We start from the raw sequence: 25160 nt of genomic DNA, 5'->3' as shown, positions 1-25160 counted from the left end.
GGCCACGGCCATCCCAAAATCTGGCATGTGATGTGCGTCACATTTTTCAGGTTGTCTGGTTCGGAAGCCAAGGGGGTCCCCAATGGTTGTCCACCGCCGGCTGGCGCTCTGCGTCGGCCTTGCCTGTACCGCCCTGGCCTGGGCCAGCAGCGCTGCCCCGCCTGACCGCGAGGCGGCCCTGGCCGAGATCGGCCGCTACCGCGACCAGGCCCGTTGGCTGGATGCGCTCGGCGCGATCGAGCGCGCCAGCCAGCAGCAGCCCAACGACGACCTGCTGTTCAAGCTGCGCGTCCTGACCCTGGGCGACATCGGCAATGCCTGGCGCGCCTGGGAGCTGTACCAGCAGCGCCCGCAACTGTTCGACGCTGCTCAGAAGCAACGCATCGAAGGCGACTACCTGGCCAGGCTGGTGGTCTGGAGCCTGGCCTACAGCAGCAGCGAAGACAGCCGGCTGGAAGAAGCCGAATCGACCCTGGCGCGCATGCAGCGCTATCTGGGCAGCGAAGGCACCCCACCTGTGCAGGCGCCATTGCGCATCCGCATGGACCGGCTGATCCTGCTCAACCGGCTGGGCCGCCATGCGCAGGTGCGAGAGGAAGCCCGCGCACTGCAGGCTGAAGGCCATGCCCTGCCCGACTATGTTCTGCCTGCGGTCGGCGATTCGCTGATGGGCACGCTGCATCCGGAAGAAGCCATTCCGGTGCTGCAGGCGGCCGTCGCAGGCGATCCGACGCGCGACGCCTCGCATTCGGAACTGGCTTACGCCTACCTGGAAAACGAGCAGCAGGAAAAGGCCGTCGACCTGCTGCAGGCGTGGCGCGACAAGGAACCTGCCTGGCGCTGGAGCAACGGCAAGTCGCCGTATCCAAACTGGTCGCGCTACGAAGCCGACCTCAACCTGGCGATGGTGCGCGCCTACAGCGGTGACCTGCCCACCGCGCAGCGCGATCTGGAATCGATGGTCGACATCGCACCGGGCAACGGCGGCCTGCAGAGCGCGCTGGGCAGCGTGTACATGATGCGCGGCTGGCCACGCAGGGCGCTGCAACGGCAACAGATGGCGCATGCGCTGGACCCGCGCGACATCGAGCCACGGCTGGGCATGCAGGAAGCCTACGTCGCCCTGCAACGCGATGACCTGGCGCGACCGCTGCACGACGATCTGGTCGCGCGTTACCCCACCCAGCCCGCCGTCGAACGCATGGACCAGGCCTGGCGCGCGCACCGCGGTTGGCAGCTGAAGGCATGGACCGACATCGGACGCAGTTCCGGCGGTGGTGGCACCTCGCCACTGGGCAACGACGACCGCCGCTATGGCATGGAAGTCCAGACACCCGTACTCGACGATCGCTGGCGGCTGTTCGCCTTCGCCGATCGGCGCTCGGTCGATTTCCAGGACCAGCGCATCGACCCGCTGTGGCTGGGCGCGGGCGTACGCTACCGATTCGGCCGTCTGGATGCGGAAGCTGCAGTGCTGCGCGCCAACGACCACATCGGTGATACCGGCCTGCGCGTCGGCGCGGGCTGGCAGTTCAACGACCACTGGCATGCCGGACTGACCGCCGCACGCAATGATCCGGATGCATCAATGCAGGCGCGCGTGGCCGGCATCACTGCCGACAGCGTCAGCGCGCAGGTCGACTACCGGCGCAGCGAACGCACGCACTGGATGTTCGGCGCCAGCCGCTTCCGCTACGACGATGGCAACCATCGCGAACTGTTCAGCACCCGCGTCGAGCAGCGGCTGCTGACACGCCCACGGTGGCTGATCGATGGCCTGGGCAGTGCCTACACCAGTCGCGGCAGCCGCGATGATGCTCCCTACTTCAACCCGAAGCGTGATCGCATGGTCGAGATCGGCCTGCGCGTCGACCAGCAGCTGTGGCGCCACTACGAACGCCACTTCCGCCACCGGCTGACCGTCTCGCTGGGCGATTACTGGCAGGACGGCTTCGGCAGTGCACTGGTGCCGTCGGTGTCATACATGCACGAGTGGCAGCTGGGCCAGGGCCGCGTGTTCGAGTATGGCGTGCGCTGGTCGCGGCCGGTCTACGACGGCCATCGCGAACGCCATATCGGCTTCGAAGCCGCACTGCGCTGGGGAGACTGACATGACCCGCATCCTGCGCCTGATCGTGCTCCTGCTGCTGTCGGCTGCGCCGCCGGCCTTCGCGCAGCAGGCCCTGCATCTCGATGCGATCGACAACGGCCTGCTGATCCTCAGCTACCACGACATCCGCGACCAGGTCGCAGCCAAGGGGGATGCCGATACCTATGCGGTGAGCACGCAGAACTTCGCCGCCCATCTGGACTGGCTGGGGGCACACGGTTACCACCCGGTGTCGCTGTCGCAGGTGATCGACGCCTCCCGGGGACGCGCCACGCTGCCACCGAAACCGGTACTGCTGACCTTCGATGACGGCCTGCGCAGCGTCTACGACAAGGCCTTCCCGTTGCTGCAGGCTTACCGCTATCCGGCGCTGGTGGCGGTGATCACCGACTACGTGGACATGGCACCTGGCCGCACCATCGACTATGGCTACCGGCCGTTCGGCCGCGACGACTTCATCACCTGGGCACAGCTGAAGCAGATGCACGACAGCGGCCTGATCGAAGTGGCCAGCCATACCGACGACCTGCACCACGGGGTGCTCGCCAACCCACAGGGGAACTCCACCCCGGCTGTCGTGACCCGCGTTTACAACCCCGCCACGCGCAGCTATGAGAGCGAGGCGCAGTACGCGCAACGCCTGCGCGCCGATCTCTCGCGCAGCGTGCAGCGCATCGAGCAGCACCTGGGCGTGCGCCCGCGCGCCATCGTCTGGCCATACGCGGCCTACAACCAGTTGAGCAACGACATCGCCGAGCAGCTGGGCATGCCGGTGTCCTTCGATCTGGAGGGCCGCAGCACGCCGGTGGCCAGCGACCTGCATGGCCTGGCGCGCTTCCTGGTCAGCGACAACCCGACCGTGGAGGGGCTGGCCTACGAGCTGCGCCGCGACGTCGCGCTCGATGGCATCCGTGCCCTGCAGATCGACCTGGATGATGTCTACGATCCGGAGCCCGCACAGCAGGCGCGCAATCTGGATGCACTGATCGAGCGGGTCAAGCGCATCGCACCGACGCACGTCTACCTGCAGGCGTTCGCCGATCCGGACGGCAACAACACCGCCGATGCACTGTACTTCCCCAACCGCCACATGCCGATGCGCGCGGACCTGTTCAGTCGCGTCGCCTGGCAGCTGAAATCGCGTGCGGGGGTGAAGGTCTACGCATGGCTGCCGGTACTCGGCTTCGAGCTGCCCGACCCGGTGCAGCGCAAGGCGCTGGCGATCCGCAACGGCGATGCCGATGGCATGTACCGGCTGGACTTCACTAATCCCCAGGCGCGCCAGGTCATGCTCGACCTCTACGAGGATCTGGCGGTCAACTCCTACTTCGAGGGCCTGCTGTTCCATGACGATGGGTACCTGCGCGATACCGAGCTGCCCACGCTGGCGGCCGGCGATGGGGGCAGCGCACGCACGCAGGCGTTGATCGACTTCACCCTGGCGCTGCGCAACAGCGCGCAGCGCTGGCGGCCGAAGCTGGCCACGGTGCGCAACCTGTACGCGGAGCCGGTGCTGCGCCCGCAGAGCGAAGCCTGGTTCGCGCAGCGCCTGGACCTGTTCAACAAGGCCTACGACCAGACCGCACTGATGGCGATGCCGTGGATGGAAGGCAGCAAGCATCCGGAGCGCTGGCTCGACCAGCTGCTGGCCGCGGTGCGTGCACATGACCCACAGCTGCAGCACACCCTGTTCGAACTGCAGACCGTCGATTGGCGCAGCGGGCAACCGATTCCCGCCGAGCGACTGCGCGCGCAGATCCGCCAGCTGCAGGCGCAGGGCGTGCACCACTTCGCCTGGTACCCGGACGACTTCATCGCCGACCAGCCCTCCACCCGCGATGCCCGCGCGGCAATGTCCGCCGGCAACTTCCCGTACCCGGAGAAGTGACATGGACATGCATCCGTTGCTGCAGGTCCTGTTCCAGTTCGCCTTCTACTACCCGATGGTGATGGCATTCTTCTGGATGTCGGGCGGCCTGTATTACTACTTCCGGCGCGAACGCCATTCGCGCCCACGCAACGACCCGCCGCTGATGGTCGATCCACCGTTCGCGAGCCTGCTGATTCCCTGCCACAACGAGTCGGCGAACCTCGACGACACACTCGGCGCGGCGCTGGCCCAGCGCTACCCGGCCGACTATGAGGTGATCGCCATCGACGACGGCAGCAGCGACGACACGGGTGCGCGGCTGGACGCCCTGGCGGCAAAGCACCCACGGCTGCGTGTGCTGCACCTGGACCGCAACCTCGGCAAGGCCAATGCGCTGCGCATGGGGGCGCTCGCTGCACGCTCGGAATACCTGGTGTGCATCGACGGCGACGCGATGCTGGAAGAACACGCGCTGCACTGGATGATCTGGCACCTGGTGAGCGGCAACCGGGTCGGCGCGGTCACCGGCAACCCGCGCATCCGCAACCGCTCCACCCTGCTCGGACGCCTGCAGGTGGCCGAGTTCTCCTCGATCATCGGCATGATCAAGCGCGCGCAGCGGGTTTACGGGCGCATCTTCACCATCTCCGGCGTGATCGCCGGCTTCCGCCGCACCGCCCTGCACCAGGTCGGCTGGTGGTCCGATGACATGGTGACCGAAGACATCGACATCAGCTGGCGGCTGCAGCGCGCGCACTGGGACATCCGCTACGAACCCAACGCACTATGCTTCATCCTGATGCCGGAAACCCTGAAGGGACTGTGGCGGCAGCGGCTGCGCTGGGCCCAGGGCGGCGTGGAGGTGATGCTGCGCCACGCCCGCTCGCTGCTGCACTGGAAGGAGCGGCGCATGTGGGGCGTACTGCTGGAGTACGTGCTCAGCGTGATCTGGGCTTACACCATGTTGTTCATCGTGGTGCTGTGGGCGCTGGGCAAGTTCATCGAACTGCCCCCGCAACTGCATATCGCCAGCCTGCTGCCGGAGTGGCATGGCGTGATCCTGGCCCTGGTCTGCCTGCTGCAGTTCGCCAGCAGCCTGATCATCGACCGTCGTTACGAAACACAGATTGGACGCAACTACTTCTGGGTCATCTGGTACCCGATGGCGTACTGGTTGATCAGCCTTTCCACCACCCTGGTGGCGTTGCCGAAAACCCTGCTGCGCCGTCGCAGCAAGCGCGCCACCTGGACCAGTCCCGATCGGGGGATCCGATGAACGCACAACGCCCGTCCAACCGCTTCGACTCGCGGATGATCCGCAAGCCGCATCGCCAACCACGCTTCCAGCGCACCGCCTGGGGCTTCGTCACCCTCGCGTTCTGGGGGTTCTACTTCTACCTGTGGGCGCCACTGGTCACCCTGGTGTCGTGGCTGGTCGGCGGCCAGCTGGCCTGGCAGCAGCTGTACGAACGGCAAAGCCAGTTCGACCCCTATGTGCTGGTGGCGTTGCCGCTGATGCTGCTGTGCGCCAGCGTACTGCTGATCGGCTGGGCCGAGTACAACCGCGCGCGCTTCCGCGGCCACGACCGGCGCCTGCCGCGGCCGCTGGCCAGCCTCAACGAAGTGGCCGCCGACCTGGGGGCCAGCACCGGGCTGGCCGAGCGCCTGCTGGGCTGCAAAGCCGCCACGCTGCACATGGACGATCACGCGCGGCCGATCGGCATCCGCCGCGAGGTTGTGTAACTCGATTGCCCTGGGTGCCGACCCTGGTCGGCACTTGCTTTGGTAGATGCCGACCTTGGTCGGCGTTCTCTCTGGTGGGTGCCGACCTTGGTCGGCACCGGGGGCTACCGCGAAGAGCATCCATGCATGGCGTGGATCTACGTGCGGGTCTGCCCTTCACCGCGCACGACAAATCGTTCGACGGTGAGTGCCTCCAGCCCCATCGGGCCGTACGCGTGCAGGCGCGTGGTGGAGATGCCGATCTCGCTGCCCAGGCCCAGCTGGCCGCCGTCGGAGAAACGCGAGGACGCATTGACCATCACCACCGCCGAGCGCAGCGCAGTGACGAAGCGCTCGGCGTTGCCCGCGTCTTCGGTGGCGATCACTTCAGTATGGTCGGAGGTGTAGGCACGGATGTGCGCAATGGCAGCGTCGAGATCGTCAACCACGCGCACCGCCAGTACCAGATCGAGGAACTCGGCGGCATAGTCGTCTTCAGTGGCCAACATGCTGCCCGGCAGCAGCAGCTGCGCCTGCGCATCGGCGCGCAGCTGCACGCCGCGCTCGCCGAGCGCCTGCGCCACGCGCGGCAGGAACGCTTCGGCCACCTCGCGGTGCACCAGCAGCGTTTCCAGCGAGTTGCAGGCTGCAGGGCGGCTGCACTTGCCATCCACCAGCAGGTCAATGGCCTTGCCGAGGTCGGCGCTGGCATCCACGAACAGATGGCACACGCCCTTGTAATGCTTGATCACCGGCACCCGCGCATGCTCGGCGACGAAGCGGATCAGGCCTTCGCCGCCACGCGGAATGGCCAGGTCGATCAGCTCATGCAACTGCAGCAGTTCCAGCATTGCTTCGCGGCGCAGGTCGGTCAGCACGGTCACCGCAGCCGGCGGTACGCCGTTGGCCTTCAATGCGCCGGACAGCGCCTGGGCGATGGCGGTGTTGGAGTGGATCGCCTCGGAACCACCGCGCAGGATCACGCCATTGCCGGCCTTCAGGCACAGCGCGGCCGCTTCGGCGGTCACGTTCGGGCGCGCCTCGTAGATCATCGCGATCACCCCCAGCGGAACGCGCACCTTCTGCACACGGATGCCGTTTGGACGCACATCGTCGCGGGTGACCTGGCCGACCGGATCGGGCAGCGCAGCGACCTCACGCACGGCTTCGGACATCGCCAACAGGCGTGCCGGGTCCAGCGCCAGGCGGTCGAGCATGGCACTGCCAACGCCCTTGTCGCGCGCGGCAGCAAGGTCACGCGCATTACCGGCCAGGATCAGCCCGGCATTCACTTCCAGTGCCTGCGCCATTGCCAGCAGCAGCGTGCGGCGCGCCGCACTGTCGAGGCCGGCAACGATCTGGGCCGCGTCACGGCAGGCACGCGCCTGCGCTTCGATTTCGCTCATCGGGGTGTCCTTCAAACCGGTCATGGCAGCACCAGATCGTCGCGATGGACGACACTGCCACCGTAGTTGTAGCCCAGCACGGCCTCGATGTCGCGCGAATGGCGACCGGCGATCCGGCGCACATCATCGGCGGCGTACTGGCTGACACCGCGGGCGATGCAGACACGGCCCTGTGGTGCATTCCAGCACACCTGCACCATATCGCCACGCCGGAACGCGCCCTCCGCACCGGTGATGCCACCGGGCAGCAACGAGGCGCCCTTCTCACGCATGGCCTGTGCCGCACCGGCATCGATCACGATCGCGCCTTCGGTCAGCGGTGCATGCCGCAGCCAGTGCTTGCGGGCCGCCTCGCGGCTGCGCGCGGCGTGGATGCGGGTGCCGAACAGGCGGTCCTGCGCCAGTGCACGCACCACGTCGCTGCTGCGGCCGTTGAAAAGGTAGGTCTCGATGCCGAGACGACCCGCCTTGGCCGCCGCCTCAAGCTTGGTCCGCATGCCGCCGGTACCGGCGCGCGACCCTGCGCCGCCGGCCATCGCCAGCACCTCGTCACTCAGTTCCGGCACGTCGTGCAGTGGCCGCGCATCGGCCACGGTGCGCGGGTCCGCGCTGTACAGGCCGTCGATGTCGGTGGCAATGAACAGTGCATCGGCATCGACCAGCGCGGCCACGGTGGCGGCCAGGTTGTCGTTGTCGCCGAGCTTGAGTTCGTCCACCGACACGGTGTCGTTCTCGTTGACCACCGGCAACGCGCCCAGCCGCAGCAACTCATTGAGCGTGGCGCGTGCGTTGAGGTAGCGGCGGCGGTTGCGCAGGTCGTCGTGGGTCAGCAGCACCTGCGCCACGGGGCGCTCGAAGAAGCGCTGCCACAGCCCGATCAGCTGGGCCTGACCGAGCGCGGCCAGGGCCTGCCGCGCCGCCATCGCCGCACCAGGTTCATCGGCCCGCGGCAGGATCGCGCGCCCCGCCGCAACCGCACCGGAGGAGACGATCACCACCTCACGCCCGGCCAGTACATTGGCCGACACGAACTGTGCCAGGCCCAGCGCGTGGCGAGGTGACAGGCCGCCGCCATCGGCAGCCAGCAGGCTGCTGCCGACTTTCAGCACCGCACGCCGCCACGGCGGCAGCGCTTGTTCGGGGAACGGCGAGGCGACGAGGGCAGCGTGCTGGATCATCGGTCAGGCTCTCAGCGGGTGTTCCATTCGTGCACGGTCAGCGCGGAGGCCTGCATCGTCACCAGCGGATCGGTGGCGACGATGGCCTGCGCCTGCGCCAGGCTGTCCACGTTGCACAGCACATAGGCGCCACCGCTGCCATCGGCAAAGCCGCCGGTCAGCTGCAGCTTGCCCTGTGCCTGCAACGCATCGAGAAAGTCACGGTGCGGCTGCACGGCGGCGGCGTTGAAATCGGGCCGGCGCATGGCCAGCACCAGGTAGACGGTGCCGGCCATCAGGACAGCGCCTGCCAGCGCGCGTGCAGTTCGTCCAGGCGCAGGTCGGCGGCCGAACCCGGCGATACGCGTGCGGCCAGGCTGCCTTCCGGGGTACGCCCCTGCCCTGCGCTGTCGGCACCGGCGGCAGCAGCCTTGTAGGCCTCGCGGAACGGCACACCGGCCACCGCCGCTTCCACCGCCACATCGGTGGCGTACATGCCCGAGTCGATTGCCGCGCGAACCTTGTCGTCGCGCCATTCCAGGTTGGCCAGCAGCGCCGGCAGCAGTTCCAGCGCCGACAGGCCGCGACCGAAGCCGTGGAAGATGGCGCCCTTGGACGACTGCAGGTCGCGGTGATAGCCCGACGGCAGCGACAGCAGCTGCTCGATCTCGGTACGCGCGGCGGCGACGCTGGCGTGGGTCGCGCGCATCAGCTCGATCACGTCCGGATTGCGCTTGTTGGGCATGATCGAACTGCCGGTGGTGTACTGCGCCGGCAGCGCGACGAAGCCGAACTCGGCGCTGGTGAACAGCGACAGGTCCCAGGCAATGCGGCGCAGGTCCAGCGTGGCGCCGCCCAGCGCTTCCAGCGCGGCCAGTTCGAACTTGCCGCGCGACAGCTGCGCGTAGATCGGCGAGATCTGCATGCGGGCGAAACCGAGCGCGGCCGTGGTGTGCTCACGGTCCAGCGGCAGGTTCACACCGTAGCCGGCAGCCGTGCCAAGCGGATTGGCGTCGACCAGCGCATGGGTGTCGCGCGCGCGGATGGCGTTGTCGATGAAGGCCTCGGCCCAGCCGGCCCACCACATCCCGGCCGAGGACACCACGGCACGCTGGATGTGGGTATAGCCGGGTATCGGCAGATCCTTCTCGGCCTGCGCGCGGTCCAGCGCGACCTTGGCCACGTCGGCGCTGAGCTGGGCCACGCGCAGCAGCTTCTCCTTCAGCCACAAGCGGGTGGCGACCAGGATCTGGTCGTTGCGGCTGCGGCCGGTGTGGATCTTGCGGCCCGCATCGCCGAGGCGTTCAGTCAGCCGCGCTTCGATCGCCGAGTGACCATCTTCGTACTGGGTATCCAGCACGAAGCGGCCTTCGCGGAAGTCCTGCGCCAGGATATCCAGTTCGCGCAGCAGGCCAGCCAGTTCATCGGCGCTGAGGATGCCGATGTGCTGCAGTCCCTGCGCATGCGCGGCGCTGGCGGCGATGTCGTGCAGGAAAAACTCGCGATCGAGGATCACGTCATCGCCGGCGAGGAAGGTCTGGATCTGTGCGTCGACAGCGACGCCGGGCTTCTGCCAAAGAAGGTCTGCCATGGGGGCTCCGGAATACGTGTTCAGTGCGGGATCGACGTCAGTTCGTCGATGCCCAGCGCGAGGTTGAGGTTCTGCATGGCCTGGGTGGCCGCGCCCTTGAGCAGGTTGTCCAGGGTCGCCACCACCACCACCCGCTTGCCGCCCGGGGCCAGGGTGAAGCCACCGACCTGCGCACCGTGGCGGCCGGCGATGCGGCTGACCCACGGCGCTTCATCCACTACCTCGATCAGCGGTTCGCCCGCATAGGCCTGCTGGAAGCGCTCGACGATCTGTTCGCGGGTCTGCACGCGGTTCAGCCACAGGTTGGCGGTGAGCGTGATGCCCCGGAAATGCGGCGCGACATGCGGCATGAATTCAACCGCCACGCCCAGCTGGACCGACACTTCACGCTCGTGCACGTGGTTGGTCAGCGCATACGGCATCAGGTTGTCGGCGAGCAGTTCGACGTTGTTCTTGTCCGACGGCGTGGTGCCGGCGCCGGAATAGCCGGACACACCGAAGCACTGCGGCGGACCGGCCAGCAGGTCCAGCAGCGGATGCACCGCCAGCTGCATCGCCGTGGCATAGCAGCCCGGGTTGCTGATGTGCTTCTGGCCGTTGTAGCGGCCTCGGGTCAGCTCCGGCAGGCCGTAGTACCAGCTGTTGTCGAAGCGGTAGTCGGCCGACAGGTCGACGATGACGGTGTCCGGCTTCGCCGCTTCCAGTGCGGCCACGAACGGTGCGGCCAGGCCGTTGGGCAGGGCCAGGATCACCGCTTCCACGCCCTTGGCGGCCACCGCGTCGGCGTCCAGATTCTCGTACTGCAGCTCGCCCTGGAACTCCGGATGGTGGTCGGACAGGCGCTGCCCGGCGCGTTCGCGCGAGGACACGAAGGCCAGCTTCAGCCGCGGATGTGCGGCCACCAGCTTGATCAGCTCGGCACCGGTATGGCCACGGGCGCCGACGATGCCCAGGGTGAAAGTCGAATCGTTCATGCGTGGCTGTCCAGGCGGTACTGCAGGTGGCGCTTCACGCCCTGCCATTCCGTATCGATGATGGAGAAGATGACGGTGTCGCGCGGCGTGCCGTCGGCGTGCCGCTTGTGGTTGCGCAGCACGCCGTCCTGCTTGGCGCCGAGGCGGGCGATGGCGGTGCGCGAGGTGAAGTTGAACCAGCTGGTTTCCAGCACCAGGCTGATGCAGCCCATGGTTTCGAAGGCGTGCTGCAGCAGCAACAGCTTGGTTTCAGTGTTGACGCCGGTACGCTGCACGCGCGGTGCATACCAGGTGTAGCCCAGGCTGAGCTTGGGCACGCCGGCATCCAGGTCGTAGAAGCGGGTGGTCCCCACGATGTCACCCGCCGCATCGAGGATCACGAACGGCAGCACCTTGCCTTCTGCCTGTGCCTGCAGCGCGGCCTGCACATAGTGCTCGACCCGCTCCGGCGAAGGCACCTGGGTGTACCAGAGCTGGTCCAGGCCACTGCCCTCCACGGCGGCGCGCAGGCCAGGCACATGCTCGGGCTGCAGCGGCTGCAGTGTCACGTGCTGGCCGCGCAGGGTGGGAATCGTAGTCCAGTGATCGGAATGGTCCATCATTCAGCCCTGCAGGCTCGGTGCGCGCTGGGCGCAGTGGTCGACATAGGTGCTGATCCGGTCGATGCCATCGGCGCCGTACCAGAACACCTTCCAATGGCCCTGCTTGTAGCAGCCATCGGATTCAGCATAGTAGAAGTGATTGATCGGGTTGCCATTGCGCGAACGCCAGAACAGCTGCGGCGTTTCATCCCGCATCACGTTCCACACCGCGCGACCGAGGCCTTCACCCTGTGCGTCATCGAGCACCGCGAACTTGTCCAGGTACACGCCCTCGGCCTCGTCGGTGAGGATCACCGCCGTGCGGTAGTTCTCGCTGACGTAGGCGCGCAGCAGCTTGGTCTTCTGGAAATAGTCAGGCACCAGCGTGCGGCCGAAGCTGGATTCGATCAGGCCCTTCAGCCGTGGCAGGTCCAGCTCGTTCCACGCGGTGGCGCGCAGCACCTTCTCGCCCTTGCGCACCAGCGTGCCCGAGCCCTTGTGGGTGAACAGTTCCTTGGCCAGGTCAGCCGGGCGCGTGATGGACACCGACGATTCCAGCGGCAGGCGGTCGAGCAGATCCTTGATCTGTTCGATCTTCACCTTCATGCCACCGTGGATCCACGGCTGCGCGATCAGGTGGTCGTACTCGGTGGACAGGTTGATCGAATCGATCACGCTGCCCTGCTCGTCCAGCAGGCCGCCGGTGCCGGTCAGGAAAATGATCTTGTACGGCTGCAGCTCCTGCACCAGCTCGTTGGCGGCGAAGTCGGCGTTGACGTTGAGGATCTGGCCACCCGCGGTTTCGCCCAGGCTTGTGATGACCGGGATCGAGCCGGCGCGCAGGCTGGCCTCGATCGGCGCCAGGTTGACCTTCTTCACCTCGCCGACCAGGCCGTAGGTGTCCACGTCCAGGTACTCCGCCTCGAACACGCCACCGGTGATCGAGGTGGCACGCGCGCCGTTCTGCTGCAGCGCTTCGACCAGGCGCAGGTTGGACTGCTGGAACACCCGGCGCACGATCGCCAGTGCCTCCGGCGAGGTCACGCGCAGACCGTTGACGGTCTGCTTTTCGATGCCGGCGGCCGACAGTTCGGCATCCAGCTGCGGGCCGGCGCCGTGCAGCACGATCGGGGTCAGGCCGACTTCCTGCAGGAACGACAGCGAAGAGGTCAGCGCGTCGAGATCGTCGCGCAGCACCGCGCCGCCGACCTTGACCACGGCAAAGCGCTTGGCATCCAACTGAGAAAAGCGCTTGAGGTACTGGCTGATCTCCTTCGCGCTGGCCATGCTGGAAAGCAGGCGCACGATGGTCTGGCGGGTCTGGCGGTGGGGCTGGAGGGCAGGAGACATTTCGGTTTCGTCACAGGCGGCGGTCGCCGCGTTGCAGTTCCACCCGGCCAGGGCCGGGCGGCGTTGTGGGGTCGATCAGGCGCCGGCGGCGATGATGCGGTGCACGGCGTCGGTGTAGCGCTGCAGCTGCTCCAGCGTCACGAACTCATCGGCGGTGTGGGCCTGGGCGATGTCACCCGGGCCGAACACCAGCGTGGTGTAGCCGCCGGCCGAGAACAGCGAGGCCTCTGTCCAGAAGTCCACCGCGTTGCCGATCGGCAGTTCCAGCGCATCGGCTACGTCGCGTGCCAGCAGACGGCGGTTCTCTGCCTCGGCGATGTCACCGGCCGGCAGGCTGGGGCCACGGAAGGTTTCGGTGAACAGTGCCGCTTCCGGCTCGGCAAAACCGGCGAAGGTCGCCAGCAGGCCATCGATGTCCATCGACGGCAGCGGACGGAACCCGAACCGCACTTCGGCGGCCGGCGCGATCATGTTGGCCTTGATGCCACCTTCCACGCGACCGATGTTGAAGCGCAGGCCGGTCAGCCCGCCGAAGCGCGCCGAGGCCAGCGATTCCACATGGTCCAATGCGCGGTTGCCCCAACGCATGGCCTGATGCAGCGCACTGGCGGCCGCATCCTGCTTGCCCGACGCGTGCCCGGCGCGGCCGGCGAACTGCATCAGCACCGAACTGATGCCACGGTGCGCCAGCACCGCTTCGCTCATGGTCGGCTCCGCCACCAGCACCGCTTCATATGGCAGGCCACGGGCCAGGAACGCGGCGATGCAGCGCGGATCGTTGGCTTCTTCGTCGCTGGAGAACAGGAACGCGGCATCGCCATCACTGGCGTTGGCCGCGGCCACCAGTGCAGCGGCGGCGCCCTTGATGTCACACACGCCCAGGCCGACCACACAGTCGTCCAGACGCCGCATCACGTGCGGGTCGGCACTCCAGTGCGGCGAATCCGGCACGGTATCCAGATGCACGTTGAACAGGTACTTCGGCGTACCACGCACGGCGTACAGGCTGACCGCACCGGCGCCATGGTCGATCACCTCGACGTTGAAGCCGGGCAGGTTCGCGCGCAGGTAATCGAAGATGCCACCGGTGGTGATCGCACGCGGCGGGTTGCGGGTGTCGAAGGACACCAGGGCCTGCAGGTGATCGAGCGTCTGTTCAAGCATGTGTCTGAATATCCGTAGGGTTCGAAATCGGTAGTGCCGGCCGCTGGCCGGCTCCGCAATGATCCAGCCGTGCCACGAGCCGGCCAGCGGCCGGCACTACCCTCCATTGACGTTGCGAGGCGCCGGCCAGCGGCCGGCACCCCCGTCACAGGTCAACCGCGATTGACCTGCGCATAGACAGTGGAGCTCATGCCGAACAGCTTGATGAAGCCCTCGGCCTCCTCCACGCCCCAGTCGGCCGACTGCGCGTAGGTGGCGCCCTTGGTGTTGAGCAGGTGCGGCGACTTCACCGCCACTGCATCGACGCGGCCGCCGCGGGTTTCCAGCACCACTTCGCCGTTGACCTTGGCCTGCGAGGACTTCAGGAAGGCCTCGATGTCGGTCTTCAGCGGGTCGTGGTAGAAGCCTTCGTAGACCAGCTCCACCCACTTGCGCGCCACGTCCGGCTTGAAGCGGTTCTGCTGCTTGGTCAGCACGGCATCTTCCAGCGCGCGGTGCGCGGCCAGCAACGACACCAGGCCCGGGGCCTCGAACACGATGCGACCCTTCAGGCCGATCACGGTGTCGCCGGTGTAGACACCGCGGCCAACGCCGTACGGGGCGAACAGCTTGTTGAGCTGGGCCAGGATCTGGTCGCCCGGCAACGCCTTGCCGTTCAGTTCGACGGCTTCGCCCTCGACGAACTTCAGGGTCACGTTCAGCGCCTGCTCCGGCCACTCGCTGCGCGGTGCGCACCAGCCACGGGCGCCCTCGCCCGGCGCTTCCCAACGGTCGATCTCGCCGCCGGACATGGTCAGGCCCAGCAGGTTCTCGTTGATGGTGTAGGCCTGCTGCTTGGCGCGCACGCCGAAGCCGCGCTCTTCCAGGTACTTCTGCTCGTAGGCGCGGGTCTGGGTGTGTTCCTTCTGGATCTCGCGGATCGGCGCGATGATCTGGTAGTCACCCAGGGCCTTCACCGCCAGGTCGAAGCGGACCTGATCGTTGCCCATGCCAGTGCAGCCGTGGGCGATGATGTTGGTGCCCAGTTCGGCGGCACGCTTCAGCGCGGCATCGACGATCAGGTAGCGGTCCGAGACCAGCAGCGGGTACTGGCCCTGGTAGCCCTCACCGGCCCACACGAACGGCTTGACGAAGCCTTCCCAGATGGCCGGGCCACCGTTGACGGTGACGTGGCTGGCCACGCCCAGCTCGGCGGCGCGCTTCTCGATGAAATCACGCTCTTCATCATCCACGCCGCCGGTATCGGCGAACACGGTGTGCACGTTGTAGCCCCGCTCCTGCAGGTACGGCACGCAGAAGCTGGTATCCAGGCCGCCGGAGAAGGCGAGAACGACGTCTTTGTTGCTCATGGGAGTCAGGTCCACTTGGGGGATGGGAATTCGGTAGAGCCGACCGTTGGTCGGCTGGAATGATGGATGCGCCGCTGCGGGAGCAGCCGACCAACGGTCGGCTCTACCCCTTGTTTGATTCAGCGCCCGGCAACCGCCGCCATGATCGCCTTCTGCACGTGCAGGCGGTTCTCGGCTTCGTTGATGGCGATGCACTGCGGCGAATCCATCACCGCGTCGGTGGCCTTCACGTTGCGGCGCAGCGGCAGGCAGTGGCTGAACACACCGTTGTTGGTCAGCGCCATCTTCCGCTCGTCCACGATGAAGTGCTTGAACTGGTCGCGGATCGGCTTTTCCGGTTCCCAGTTGCCGAAGAACGGCAGCGCGCCCCAGCTCTTGGCGTAGACCACGTCGGCACCGGCGTAGGCGCTGTCGATGTCATGGCTGATCTTCAGCGAGCCGCCGCTCTCGGCCACGTTCTGCTCGGCCCAGCCCATGTAGCGGTCGTCGAGGATGTAGTCGGCGGTCGGGCACAGCAGGGTCACGTCCATGCCCATGCGGGTGGCGATGGTCAGCGCCGAATTGGCGACTGCGGTGTTCAGCGGCTTGGGGTGGTAGGTCCAGGTCAGCACGTACTTCTTGCCGCGCAGGTCCTGGGTGCCGAAGTGCTCCTGCAGGGCCATGATGTGGGCCAGCTCCTGGCACGGGTGGGTGATGGTCTCCATGTTGATGACCGGCACCGGCGAGTACTTGGCGAAGCTGTTGAGGACGATGTCCTGGCGGTCGTAGGCCCAGTCGATGAACTTGGGGAATGCGCGCACAGCGATGATGTCGCAGTAACGGCCCAGCACCTTGGCCACTTCAGCGATGTGCTCTTCGGTATCGCCGTCCATCACCGTGCCGAGGTTGAACTCGATCGGCCACGCATCCTTGCCCGGCTGCAGCACCACCGCGTGGGCACCCAGCTGGAACGCACCCAGTTCGAAGCTGGTGCGGGTGCGCATGGACGGATTGAAGAACACCAGCGCGATCGACTTGCCCTTGAGCTGGTCGCCGAGCTTGTTGCGCTTGAACAGCGCGGCCTGGGTCAGCAGCGCGTCGAGCTCGCTGCGGCTCCAGTCCTGGGTGTTCAGGAAGTGCTTGGGGGACATCATCTTTCCTTGCGTGGCGGCGCCGGGTTCGACGCGGTGGAAGGGAAAACAGGAAGCAAAAGTGGAACGAAAAGGTTGCAGTTGCAGCTTTCATGACGCAGAAACGAAAAAACCCAGCCGGCGGGCTGGGTTTTTTTCGGACGAACAGCAAAAAGCTCCGGTTACCCAGCGAGGATGTGGGGTTCCGGTCGACGCGCACGCGAGGTCATGCCCGACGCCTGTCGGGCTGCGCTGCTGTCGTGCTGGAAGTCGGTGAGCTTCATGGTCATCCATCTTTGCATGCGGCCGGGGCCGGCGCAAGGGGCCGGGGTCGCAGAATCAGGGATTGCTGGCTGTACCCTGCTCGGGGCCGACCCAGGGGGTGATCGACACCCGGATCTTGAGCCGGTTGCCAGGGTCTTCCGGCAGCCGCGAGCGGTACTTGGTGCCCTTGTAGACGTAGTCCACGTCGTAGGCGATGGGCCGGCGGAACTCACGCCCCACCGGCACGATGCGACAGTCGCGGGTCAGCATCGGACCATTGTTGGCCGGTGCCGGCGCCGGGGCCGGTGACTCGGCGGCGGTGTCCTCGGAGACCTCTTCATCGCTGCGCTTGAACATCGAGCGTACCGAGTCCCAGAAGCGGCTGATCCGGCCCTTGTCCTCGACCGGCTCCTCACCAGTGACATTGACCGGCGCCAGGGTCCGGGTCGAGACCGGCTCGCAGTGTTCTTCGGTACGGGTCGCGCGCAGGGTCTGGAACACGGGTTCGACGTTCAGTACCTGCGCGTAGTCGAACTTCACGTTCTCCACGATCACCACCCGGTTGCGGGGCTCGGCCTCCTGCGCCTGGGCCACGGCGGCCAGCGCCGACAGGCAGGCCAGGGTCAGCAACGCGGTGGATTTCATTGGCGAAGGGAGCAAGGACACGGCAATAGTGTAGGCAGTGGCGAGCGCAAGGGGCTGAACATTACCCGTCCACGCTGCTCCTGCCCACCCCACCCTGGTTGGACCCGGCGTCCACCGGTGGCAGGCGGTGCCCCCAAAGGGGGCCGACACGTTCTAAAATCACAGGCTTGTCCCCCAGCCACAGCCCCATGACCCTGCGCCTGCACAACAACCTGACTCGCCAGCTCGAACCGTTCACCCCGCTCGACCCGGCCTGTCCGACCCTGTATGTGTGCGGCCCGACGGTCTACAACTACGTGCATATCGGCAACGCCCGTGGCCCAGTGGTGTTCGGGGTGCTGGCCGACCTGCTGCGACGCCGTTTCGGTGGCCTGCGCTACGCGCGCAACATCACCGACGTGGACGACAAGATCAACAACGCCGCGCGTGAGCAGGGCGTGCCGATCAGCACCATCACCGACAGGTTCGCCGCCGCCTACCGTGAAGACATGGCCGCGCTGGGCGTGGTGCCGCCGGACATCGAGCCGGAAGTGACCGCGCACATCCCGCAGATCATCACCATGATCGAGCAGCTGATCGCCAATGGTCATGCCTACGCCGCCGAAGGCCACGTGCTGTTCGCGGTGGCCAGCTTCGAAGGCTACGGCAAGCTCTCGCGCCGCGACCCGGAAGAGATGCTGGCCGGCGCTCGCGTCGACGTGGCCCCGTACAAGCGCGACCCGGGCGATTTCGTGCTGTGGAAGCCGTCCAGCGATGACCTCCCTGGCTGGGAGTCTCCCTGGGGCCGCGGCCGCCCGGGCTGGCATATCGAATGCTCGGCGATGGCTGCCGCCCACCTGGGCGAGACCATCGATATCCATGCCGGCGGCGTCGACCTGCAGTTCCCGCACCACGAGAACGAGCTTGCGCAGAGCGAATGTGCCCACGGCGGCAAGATCTTCGCCCGCTTCTGGCTGCACAACGGCATGCTCAACTTCGGCGGCGCCAAGATGAGCAAGTCGCTGGGCAACATCGAACGTGTGCACGACCTGGTCCGCCAGCACCCGCCGGAAGCGCTGCGCCTGGCCCTGCTGTCGGCCCACTACCGGCAGCCGCTGGACTGGTCCGATGGCCTCATCGAGCAGTCGGTGCGCACCCTGGACCGCCTGTACGGCACCCTGCGCGAGCTGGCGTCGGTCGAGGCGGTCGTGGCGATCCCGGCCACAGTCGAGGCGACCCTGGATGACGACCTGAACACCCCGCAGGCACTGGCCGAAGTGGCCCGCATCGCTGCCGATGCACGACGGGCCACCGACCCGGCCGAACAGGCGCGCCTGAAGGGCGAACTGCTCGGTGCCGGCCTGGCCCTGGGCCTGCTGCAGGCCGATCCAGCGCAGTGGTTCGGCACCGCGGCCAGCGATGATGGCGAAGATGCCCGCATCCAGGGCCTGATCGACGAGCGTGCCGCCGCCAAGCAGGCGCGCGATTTCGCCCGTTCCGATGCCATCCGCGACCAGCTGGCCGCCGAAGGCATCGTGCTGGAAGACACCCCGCAGGGCGTGCGCTGGTCACGCAAGCGCGGCTGACCCACCCTGCCCCGTGGCCGGTCCGCCGGCCACGCTCCACTGTAGAGACTGTTGTGACCGACTCTCCGTTCCCGCTTGAACCCACCGCCGCCGAGGCCCAGACCGCCATCGCCGAGGAATTCGGCTTCTTCGGCGACTGGTCCGAGCGCTACCAGTATCTGATCGACCTCGGCCGCAAGCTGCCCGCCTTCCCGGACGAATGGAAGACCGAAGAGCACCGCCTGCTCGGCTGCCAGTCGATGGTCTGGATCGTGCCGGAAGGCAATGCGCAGTCGCTGCGCTTCCACGCCATCAGTGATTCGGCCATCGTTTCCGGCCTGATCTTCCTGGCCCTGCGCGTGTACTCCGGGCGCTCGGCGCAGGAGATCCTGGCCACCGAACCGAGCTACATCCAGGACATCGGCCTGGCCCGCCACCTCTCGCCCACCCGCAGCAACGGCGTGGCGGCGATGCTGGCCTTCATCCGCGAGACCGCGCAGGCCCAGCTGCAGCGCGACCCGTCGTGAGCGAACCCGCCACGGCCGAAGACACCGCGCTGGGGCTGCTGTCCCGGCCCGGTTTCGCCAAGCTGCTGGCCTACCGCATCTTCGCGATGCTGTCCTACCAGGTGGTCGCGGTCACCGTCGGCTGGCACATCTACGAAGTCACCCGCAATCCGTTCTCGCTGGGCCTGGTTGGCCTGGCCGAGGTGCTGCCGTTCTTCTGCGTCGCACCGTTCGCCGGTTATCTGGTCGACCACCTGCCGCGCCGCCGGCTCGGCATGGTCGCCTGCTCCGGGTTGATCGCCACCGCGCTGGTGTTGACCGGCGTGGCCAAGGGCTGGCTGCCGTTCGAAGGCGTGTGGCCGATCTATGCGGCCATTGCGCTGACCGGCATGGTCCGCGCCTTCCTGTCGCCGATCTACAACGCACTGTTCGCCCGCGTGCTGGCCCGTGACCAGTTCGCACGTGGCGCTGGCCTCGGCGCCGTGGTGTTCCAGGCCGGCATGGTGGCCGGTCCGGCATTGGGCGGCGTGCTGGTCGGCTTCGGCGGCAAGGGCCTGTCCTACGCGGTGGCCACGGGCTTCGCGCTGGTGGCGATGGCCTGCCTGGCCACGCTGAAGGTGGAAGAACCGGTGCATACCGGTCCGGCCGCCCCGATTTTCAAGAGCATCGCTGAAGGCGCGCGCTTCGTGGTCGGCAACCGGATCATGGTCGGGGCGATGGCGCTGGACATGTTCTCGGTGCTGCTGGGCGGCGTGGTGGCGATGCTGCCGGCGTTCCTGCACGAGATCCTGCACCACGGTCCGGAAGGCCTGGGCATCCTGCGCGCAATGCCGGCGCTGGGCTCGGTCTGCGTTGGCCTGTGGCTGGCACGCCACCCGCTGCACCGCAATGCCGGCCGCGTGCTGCTGTTCGCGGTGGCCGGCTTCGGCCTGTGCGTGATCAGCTTCGGGCTGTCGCAGCACTTCTGGCTGTCCGCGCTGATCCTGCTGTTCTATGGGGCCTTCGACGGCGTGTCGGTGGTGATCCGCTCGACCATCCTGCAGCTGGCCACACCGGAAGAAATGCGCGGCCGGGTGTCGTCGATCAACGGCATCTTCATCAGTTCGTCCAACGAGCTGGGCGCGTTCTATGCCGGCACGATGGCAAAGCTGCTCGGCCTGGTGCCGGCAGTGGTGCTGGGTGGGTTCGCGGTGCTGAGCGTGGCCGGGATCACCGCGTGGAAGAACCCGACGTTGCGGAAGCTGAATCTTCGCGACCTGCAATAGAGCGGATTTCCGCGCGCCCACGCGCCGGTAGCGCCGGGCCATGCCCGGCGGGCTCTTTCCGTGACCGCGGTGGGGTGTCACTTTTCTTTTCGCGCGAAAAGAAAAGTAACCAAAAGAAACGCGCCGCCATCCGCGAGCCGGCGCTGCGCGCCGGTGCCCTGTGCTCCTCGGTGAATCAGGAGACGGCGCCGAACTCGCTGCGCTCAAACAGCGGCGCCTCTTCGCCCCTGATTCCCCTGCGGTGCTCGGCTCGCTACAAGGCGGACCCAACAGCCGCGAGCGCACGCATGACTGCCCTTGGTAGAGCCAAGCCATGCTTGGCTGCTTTTGCTTTTGCTTTTGCTCTTCCTTGCCCTCCGGCTTCGGCCCGAGCCGGGCATGGGCTCGGCTTTACAGCAACCGCGCACGCAGGAAACCGTCGAGAGCCTGCGGGTGGGGCCGGGCAGGACCGTCCGCGGCATGGATGCCGCGGACGAGCTTACCGGGATGTACTTGCAGCGTGTCCTGCCCGGCCCCACCCGCAGGCTCCCTCCTATACCTGGAAGGCGCCGTTCTACCCAGCCAACCACACCCAACAAAAAACCCGGCCGAGGCCGGGTTTTTCGCATGACCAGACAACGATCAGGAATCAGTCCCCCTGCTGCTTCTGCAGGTGCTCCCAACGCTCCTGGGCGTCGATGGTGCGTTCGGCGGTCAGGCGCGCCTCCAGGCGCTCCAGGCCGATTTCTTCGCCGGTGTCGACGCAGTAACCATAGTCGCCCGCTTCCAGGCGCTTCAGGGTGCTGTCGATCTTGCCGATCAGCTTGCGGTAGCGGTCACGGGTACGCAGTTCCAGCGAGTTCTCGGTCTCGCGGGTCGCGCGCTCGGCTTCGTCGCCGATGTCACGCACTTCCTCGCGCAGGTTCTCGATGGTCTGCTTGGACTCTTCCACCAGGTCCGCGCGCCAGTTCTGCAGGCGCTGACGGAAATACTCCTGCTGCAGCGGGCTCATGTATTCCTCTTCCGAGGACGGCTTGTAGCCAGCCGGCAGGATCGGGCGGCCGGTGGCCTCGTCGGTCTTGTACTCGACCACCTTGTACTTGCTGCGCGGGGCCGGTGCCGCCGAGCGGGCGGCGACGGCCACGGCAACCTTGCCGACAGGGCGCGACACGGTCTTCGGGGCGGAATCGGATTTCACGGCGGTTTTGGCAGGCGATTTCGAAACGGGCACGGGATTCTTGGATTGCGGGGCCTTCGAAGCAGCAGGAGCGGCGGCCGGGGCCGGCTTGGGGGCCGGTTGGGCTGCTGCCACTGCCACGGTCTTGGCCGGGACAGGCTTGGCCGGAGCCGGCTTGGGGGCAGGCTTCGGTGCGGACTTCACTACGGGGGCCGGGGTCGGCTTTGCGGCCGGCGCGGCAACATTCTTGGTGACTTTCTTTACAGCGGCAGGCGTGGCCACCGGTTTAGCCGCAGCAACCTTCTTCGCTGCAGGTTTGGCGACCGGCTTGGCCGCAGCCTTCTTCACCACCGCCTTCGGCGCCGGCTTGGCTGCTGCCTTCTTCGCCACCGGCTTGGCGGCGGCCTTCTTCACCGGCGCGGCCTTGCTGGTGGCTTTCTTCACCACCGGCGCCTTCTTGCTGGCAGCGGCAGGCTTGGCCTTGGCGGGCGCAGCAGCCTTCTTCGCCACCGGCTTGGTTGCCTTGACCGGCGTTTTCTTTGCGGTGGCCTTCCTGGCCGCCGGTTGCGAGGACGCTGCCTTGGTCGCCGGCTTGCTGGCCGGTTTCTTGGCAACGGGCTTTGCCGCCAACTTCTTCACAACAGGCTTGGCGGTTTTCTTGGCGGCCGTTGCGGCCTTCTTTGCAGTTTTTTTAGCAGCCACGAAACGCTCTTCCTTGGATTCCCCGGGGCCCGGGAAAGCGGGCCTTTATAGCCTACCCGACCCGCAGCAGCAACCTCGACCCCCTGCTCCATTCAGTCCTGGAGTCAAGGCGCCCTTGGAGGCAGTCCGACGAACACGGACCGCCTTGCGCGGTACGGAACCTGGCCAGCACCCGAAGGCGCTGGTACCGGTCGCAGGCCATCGGCGACATGCGACCAACGGCCCATCCTGCACAAATGCGGCCTTCATGCCAACTGGCATAAGATGACTGGGTGATCTCGCGCCTGCTCATTGCCCTGCTGCGCTTCTACAAGCGCTTCATCAGCCCCCTGCTGGGACCACGCTGCCGTTTCGTGCCGAGCTGTTCTGAATACGCGATGGACGCCATCTCGCGGCACGGCCCGCTGCGCGGAAGCTGGCTGGCTGCGCGCCGGCTGGGCCGCTGCCACCCGTTCCATCCCGGCGGCTTCGACCCCGTGCCCGAGTCCCCCAACGCCCCCTCTTGCCGTTGCACAGGAAAACACTGACATGTCCTCCACCCTCATCACCAACGCCCGCATGGTCAACGAAGGCCGCACCTTCGACGGCGACCTGCGCATCGAGAACGGCCGCATCGCGCAGATCGGCAACGGGCTGGCGCCGCGCGACGGCGAGCAGGTGGTGGACGCAGCCGGACGCTGGTTGCTGCCTGGCATGATCGACGACCAGGTGCACTTCCGCGAACCGGGCCTGACCCACAAGGGCGACATCGCCAGCGAATCGGCGGCTGCGGTGGCCGGTGGCCTGACCAGCTTCATGGACATGCCGAACACCAATCCGCCGACGCTGGATTCGACCATCCTGGAAGCCAAATACGAGCTCGCGCGCGGCCGCGCCTGGGCCAACTACGGCTTCTACCACGGCGCCAGCAATGACAACCTGGACGCCATCCGTGCGCTGGACCCGAAGAAGGCCCCGGGCGTGAAGGTGTTCATGGGCGCCTCCACCGGCAACATGCTGGTGGACAATCCGGAAACGCTGGACGCGATCTTCCGCGAATGCCCGACGCCGATCATCACGCACTGTGAAGACACGCCGATGATCGACGCCAACCTGAAGGCCTTCCAGGAGAAATACGGCGATGCGCTAACCCCGGACATGCATCCGGACATCCGCTCGCGCGAGGCCTGCATCAAGTCGACCCGCCTGGCGATGTCGCTGGCGCGCAAGCACGGCACCCGCCTGCATGTGCTGCATATCTCCACCGCCGATGAGCTGGCGCTGTTCGAGAAGGGTCCGCTGATCCGCGCCGACGGCAGCCGCAAGCAGATCACCGCCGAAACCTGCGTGCACTTCCTGCACTTCGCGCGCCCGGACTATGCGACCAAGGGCAACCTGATCAAGTGCAACCCGGCGATCAAGGAAGTGTCCGACCGCGAGGCGATCACCGCCGCGCTGGCCGATGACGTGCTGGACGTCCTGGCCACCGACCACGCGCCGCACACCTGGGAAGAGAAGCAGAAGCCCTACGCGCAAGCACCGTCGGGCCTGCCGCTGGTGCAGTACGCGCTGGTGGCCGCGCTGGAACGGGTGCACGAAGGCAAGCTGACCCGCGAGCAGGTGGTGCAGAAGTTCGCGCATGCGCCGGCACAGCTGTTCGACGTGGAAGAACGTGGCTTCCTGCGCGAGGGTTACTTCGCCGATCTGGTGCTGGTCGAGGACGTGCCGTTCACGGTCAAGCGCGAGGACGTGCTATCCAAGTGCGGCTGGTCGCCGTTTGAAGGCACCACCTTCCGTTCGCGCGTGGCCTCCACCTGGGTCAATGGCCAACTGGTGTGGGACGGCAGCAAACTGGTGGGCGAGCCGGCCGGCCAGCGCATGACCTACGACCGCTGATGCGCTCCGCACTTCTGATCGGGGCGCTGCTGCTGGCCGCGCCCCTGTTCACCGCACCGTCGGCGCAGGCACAGGACGGCATCGGCAGCCTGATCGACAGCCGCGTGGTGTTCCCGGCCAGCGCGTCGCAGGGTGCGCTGGTGATCGGCAAGGTACCCGCCGGCAGCCGCGTGCAGTACGCCGGCCGCCAACTGCGGGTGAGCGGCTATGGCAGCGTGGTGTTCGGCATCGGCCGCGACGAGAAGGGTCCGCTGCGCGTGCAGGTGCAACGCCCTGACGGTGGCAGCGAGACCGCGACCATTGCGGTGACCCCGCGCGACTGGCCCACCGAGCGGGTCAACGGCGTGCCGCCGAAGACGGTCAACCCGCCGCCGGCGATTGCCGAGCGGATCAAGCGCGAACAGGCGCAGGTGACTGCCGCGCGTGCCCGCGATGACGATCGCACCGACTTCACCCAGACCTTCATCTGGCCGGTGCAGGGCCGCATCAGTGGTCGCTTCGGCAATGCCCGCGTCTATAACGGACAGCCCGGTGCCGGTCATTCCGGCATGGACATCGCGGTACCGACCGGCACGCCGGTGAAGGCGCCGGCCGCCGGCATCGTCACCTTCGCCGGCCCCGACCTGTACCTGACCGGCGGCACGCTGCTGCTCGACCACGGTTTCGGTGTCAGCTCCAACTTCCTGCACCTGTCGCGCATCGACGTAAAAGTTGGCGACCGTGTGGAACAGGGCCAGGTGATCGCTGCGGTCGGCGCCACCGGTCGTGCCACCGGCCCGCACCTGCACTGGGGCATGAACTGGTTCGATACCCGTATCGA

22 protein-coding genes are annotated in these 25160 nt (G+C 67.0%); 10 read left to right on the top strand and 12 right to left on the bottom strand.

The features are described 5' to 3' along the window. Positions 1 to 82 precede the first annotated feature (82 nt). The 4 genes from pgaA to pgaD are packed head-to-tail and all read left to right on the top strand — an operon-like array spanning position 83 to position 5723. Positions 83 to 2110 (top strand): poly-beta-1,6 N-acetyl-D-glucosamine export porin PgaA, encoded by a 2028-nt coding sequence (gene pgaA, locus N7573_RS10970; protein ID WP_279912575.1) that lies wholly within the window; start codon positions 83 to 85, stop codon positions 2108 to 2110. A gap of 1 nt (position 2111) precedes the next feature. Continuing rightward, a complete protein-coding gene (gene pgaB, locus N7573_RS10965; RefSeq protein WP_032129408.1) occupies positions 2112 to 3998 on the top strand; it encodes a poly-beta-1,6-N-acetyl-D-glucosamine N-deacetylase PgaB in 1887 nt (628 codons plus the stop codon). Position 3999: 1 nt separating this feature from the next. Further along, positions 4000 to 5256: a poly-beta-1,6-N-acetyl-D-glucosamine synthase gene (gene pgaC / locus N7573_RS10960; RefSeq protein ID WP_010486660.1), complete on the top strand. Its 1257-nt coding sequence runs from the start codon at positions 4000 to 4002 to the stop codon at positions 5254 to 5256. Next, on the top strand, positions 5253 to 5723 hold the full coding sequence (gene pgaD, locus N7573_RS10955; protein ID WP_032129407.1) for a poly-beta-1,6-N-acetyl-D-glucosamine biosynthesis protein PgaD: 471 nt from the start codon (positions 5253 to 5255) through the stop codon (positions 5721 to 5723). Before pgaC ends, pgaD begins: the two co-directional genes overlap by 4 nt. Positions 5724 to 5860: 137 nt before the next feature. Here the strand turns inward: pgaD and N7573_RS10950 are convergent, their stop codons facing one another. The 11 genes from N7573_RS10950 to N7573_RS10900 all read right to left on the bottom strand — a co-directional run bounded on the left by N7573_RS10950 (position 5861) and on the right by N7573_RS10900 (position 17292). After that, positions 5861 to 7132, bottom strand: a complete 1272-nt coding sequence (locus tag N7573_RS10950) for a glutamate-5-semialdehyde dehydrogenase (protein ID WP_279912574.1) — start codon at positions 7130 to 7132, stop codon at positions 5861 to 5863. Then, positions 7129 to 8286: a glutamate 5-kinase gene (gene proB, locus N7573_RS10945; protein ID WP_279912573.1), complete on the bottom strand. Its 1158-nt coding sequence runs from the start codon at positions 8284 to 8286 to the stop codon at positions 7129 to 7131. Before proB ends, N7573_RS10950 begins: the two co-directional genes overlap by 4 nt. 11 nt (positions 8287 to 8297) lie before the next feature. Beyond that, positions 8298 to 8561: a YciI family protein gene (locus N7573_RS10940; RefSeq protein ID WP_032129404.1), complete on the bottom strand. Its 264-nt coding sequence runs from the start codon at positions 8559 to 8561 to the stop codon at positions 8298 to 8300. Then, a complete protein-coding gene (gene argH, locus N7573_RS10935) occupies positions 8561 to 9856 on the bottom strand; it encodes an argininosuccinate lyase (RefSeq protein WP_279912572.1) in 1296 nt (431 codons plus the stop codon). The genes N7573_RS10940 and argH overlap by 1 nt, the downstream gene beginning before the upstream one ends. A gap of 20 nt (positions 9857 to 9876) precedes the next feature. Further along, the gene (gene argC / locus N7573_RS10930; protein ID WP_279912571.1) at positions 9877 to 10830 is read right to left on the bottom strand and encodes an N-acetyl-gamma-glutamyl-phosphate reductase; all 954 of its coding nucleotides are present in this window, start codon (positions 10828 to 10830) and stop codon (positions 9877 to 9879) included. Continuing rightward, on the bottom strand, positions 10827 to 11429 hold the full coding sequence (locus N7573_RS10925; protein ID WP_049401159.1) for a GNAT family protein: 603 nt from the start codon (positions 11427 to 11429) through the stop codon (positions 10827 to 10829). The genes argC and N7573_RS10925 overlap by 4 nt, the downstream gene beginning before the upstream one ends. Positions 11430 to 11432: 3 nt before the next feature. Next, positions 11433 to 12761 (bottom strand): acetylglutamate kinase, encoded by a 1329-nt coding sequence (locus tag N7573_RS10920; protein ID WP_134951255.1) that lies wholly within the window; start codon positions 12759 to 12761, stop codon positions 11433 to 11435. Between the two features lie 75 nt (positions 12762 to 12836). Then, positions 12837 to 13925: an acetylornithine deacetylase gene (locus N7573_RS10915; protein ID WP_279912584.1), complete on the bottom strand. Its 1089-nt coding sequence runs from the start codon at positions 13923 to 13925 to the stop codon at positions 12837 to 12839. Between the two features lie 152 nt (positions 13926 to 14077). Beyond that, positions 14078 to 15274 carry an argininosuccinate synthase gene (locus tag N7573_RS10910; RefSeq protein ID WP_049401153.1) on the bottom strand — a complete coding sequence of 399 codons (1197 nt, stop codon included), beginning with the start codon at positions 15272 to 15274 and terminating at the stop codon, positions 14078 to 14080. 119 nt (positions 15275 to 15393) lie between these two features. Further along, the gene (locus N7573_RS10905; protein WP_032129398.1) at positions 15394 to 16404 is read right to left on the bottom strand and encodes an N-acetylornithine carbamoyltransferase; all 1011 of its coding nucleotides are present in this window, start codon (positions 16402 to 16404) and stop codon (positions 15394 to 15396) included. A 318-nt stretch (positions 16405 to 16722) separates the two neighbouring features. After that, positions 16723 to 17292: a hypothetical protein gene (locus N7573_RS10900; protein ID WP_049447897.1), complete on the bottom strand. Its 570-nt coding sequence runs from the start codon at positions 17290 to 17292 to the stop codon at positions 16723 to 16725. 188 nt (positions 17293 to 17480) lie between these two features. Here N7573_RS10900 and cysS point away from each other — a divergent pair, with 188 nt between their 5' ends. From cysS to N7573_RS10885, 3 genes are read left to right on the top strand one after another with little or no spacing between them, the layout of a single operon-like run. After that, the gene (gene cysS, locus N7573_RS10895) at positions 17481 to 18857 is read left to right on the top strand and encodes a cysteine--tRNA ligase (protein ID WP_032129396.1); all 1377 of its coding nucleotides are present in this window, start codon (positions 17481 to 17483) and stop codon (positions 18855 to 18857) included. A gap of 53 nt (positions 18858 to 18910) precedes the next feature. Continuing rightward, the gene (locus N7573_RS10890) at positions 18911 to 19363 is read left to right on the top strand and encodes a SufE family protein (RefSeq protein WP_049423936.1); all 453 of its coding nucleotides are present in this window, start codon (positions 18911 to 18913) and stop codon (positions 19361 to 19363) included. Further along, a complete protein-coding gene (locus tag N7573_RS10885; protein WP_032129395.1) occupies positions 19360 to 20607 on the top strand; it encodes an MFS transporter in 1248 nt (415 codons plus the stop codon). The genes N7573_RS10890 and N7573_RS10885 overlap by 4 nt, the downstream gene beginning before the upstream one ends. 628 nt (positions 20608 to 21235) lie before the next feature. Here N7573_RS10885 and dksA read toward each other — a convergent pair. Continuing rightward, a complete protein-coding gene (gene dksA, locus N7573_RS10880) occupies positions 21236 to 22465 on the bottom strand; it encodes an RNA polymerase-binding protein DksA (RefSeq protein ID WP_279913948.1) in 1230 nt (409 codons plus the stop codon). A 272-nt stretch (positions 22466 to 22737) separates the two neighbouring features. Between dksA and yidD the strand changes: the two genes are divergently transcribed. The 3 genes from yidD to N7573_RS10865 form a co-directional block, all read left to right on the top strand. After that, positions 22738 to 22992, top strand: coding sequence for a membrane protein insertion efficiency factor YidD (gene yidD, locus N7573_RS10875; RefSeq protein WP_014037867.1), 255 nt, complete (start codon positions 22738 to 22740; stop codon positions 22990 to 22992). A gap of 1 nt (position 22993) precedes the next feature. Next, the gene (locus N7573_RS10870) at positions 22994 to 24340 is read left to right on the top strand and encodes a dihydroorotase (RefSeq protein ID WP_010486624.1); all 1347 of its coding nucleotides are present in this window, start codon (positions 22994 to 22996) and stop codon (positions 24338 to 24340) included. Next, positions 24340 to 25160: M23 family metallopeptidase (locus tag N7573_RS10865; RefSeq protein ID WP_279913949.1), on the top strand; the 821-nt coding region annotated here is incomplete at its 3' end. The genes N7573_RS10870 and N7573_RS10865, both read left to right, overlap by 1 nt.

It is taken from the genome of Stenotrophomonas sp. GD04054, from assembly GCF_029836955.1.
In the GTDB taxonomy this organism is placed as follows: Bacteria; Pseudomonadota; Gammaproteobacteria; order Xanthomonadales; family Xanthomonadaceae; genus Stenotrophomonas; species Stenotrophomonas maltophilia_A.
Note: the sequence above shows the minus strand (reverse complement) of the source record. Positions and strands in the feature narration are given on the sequence as shown.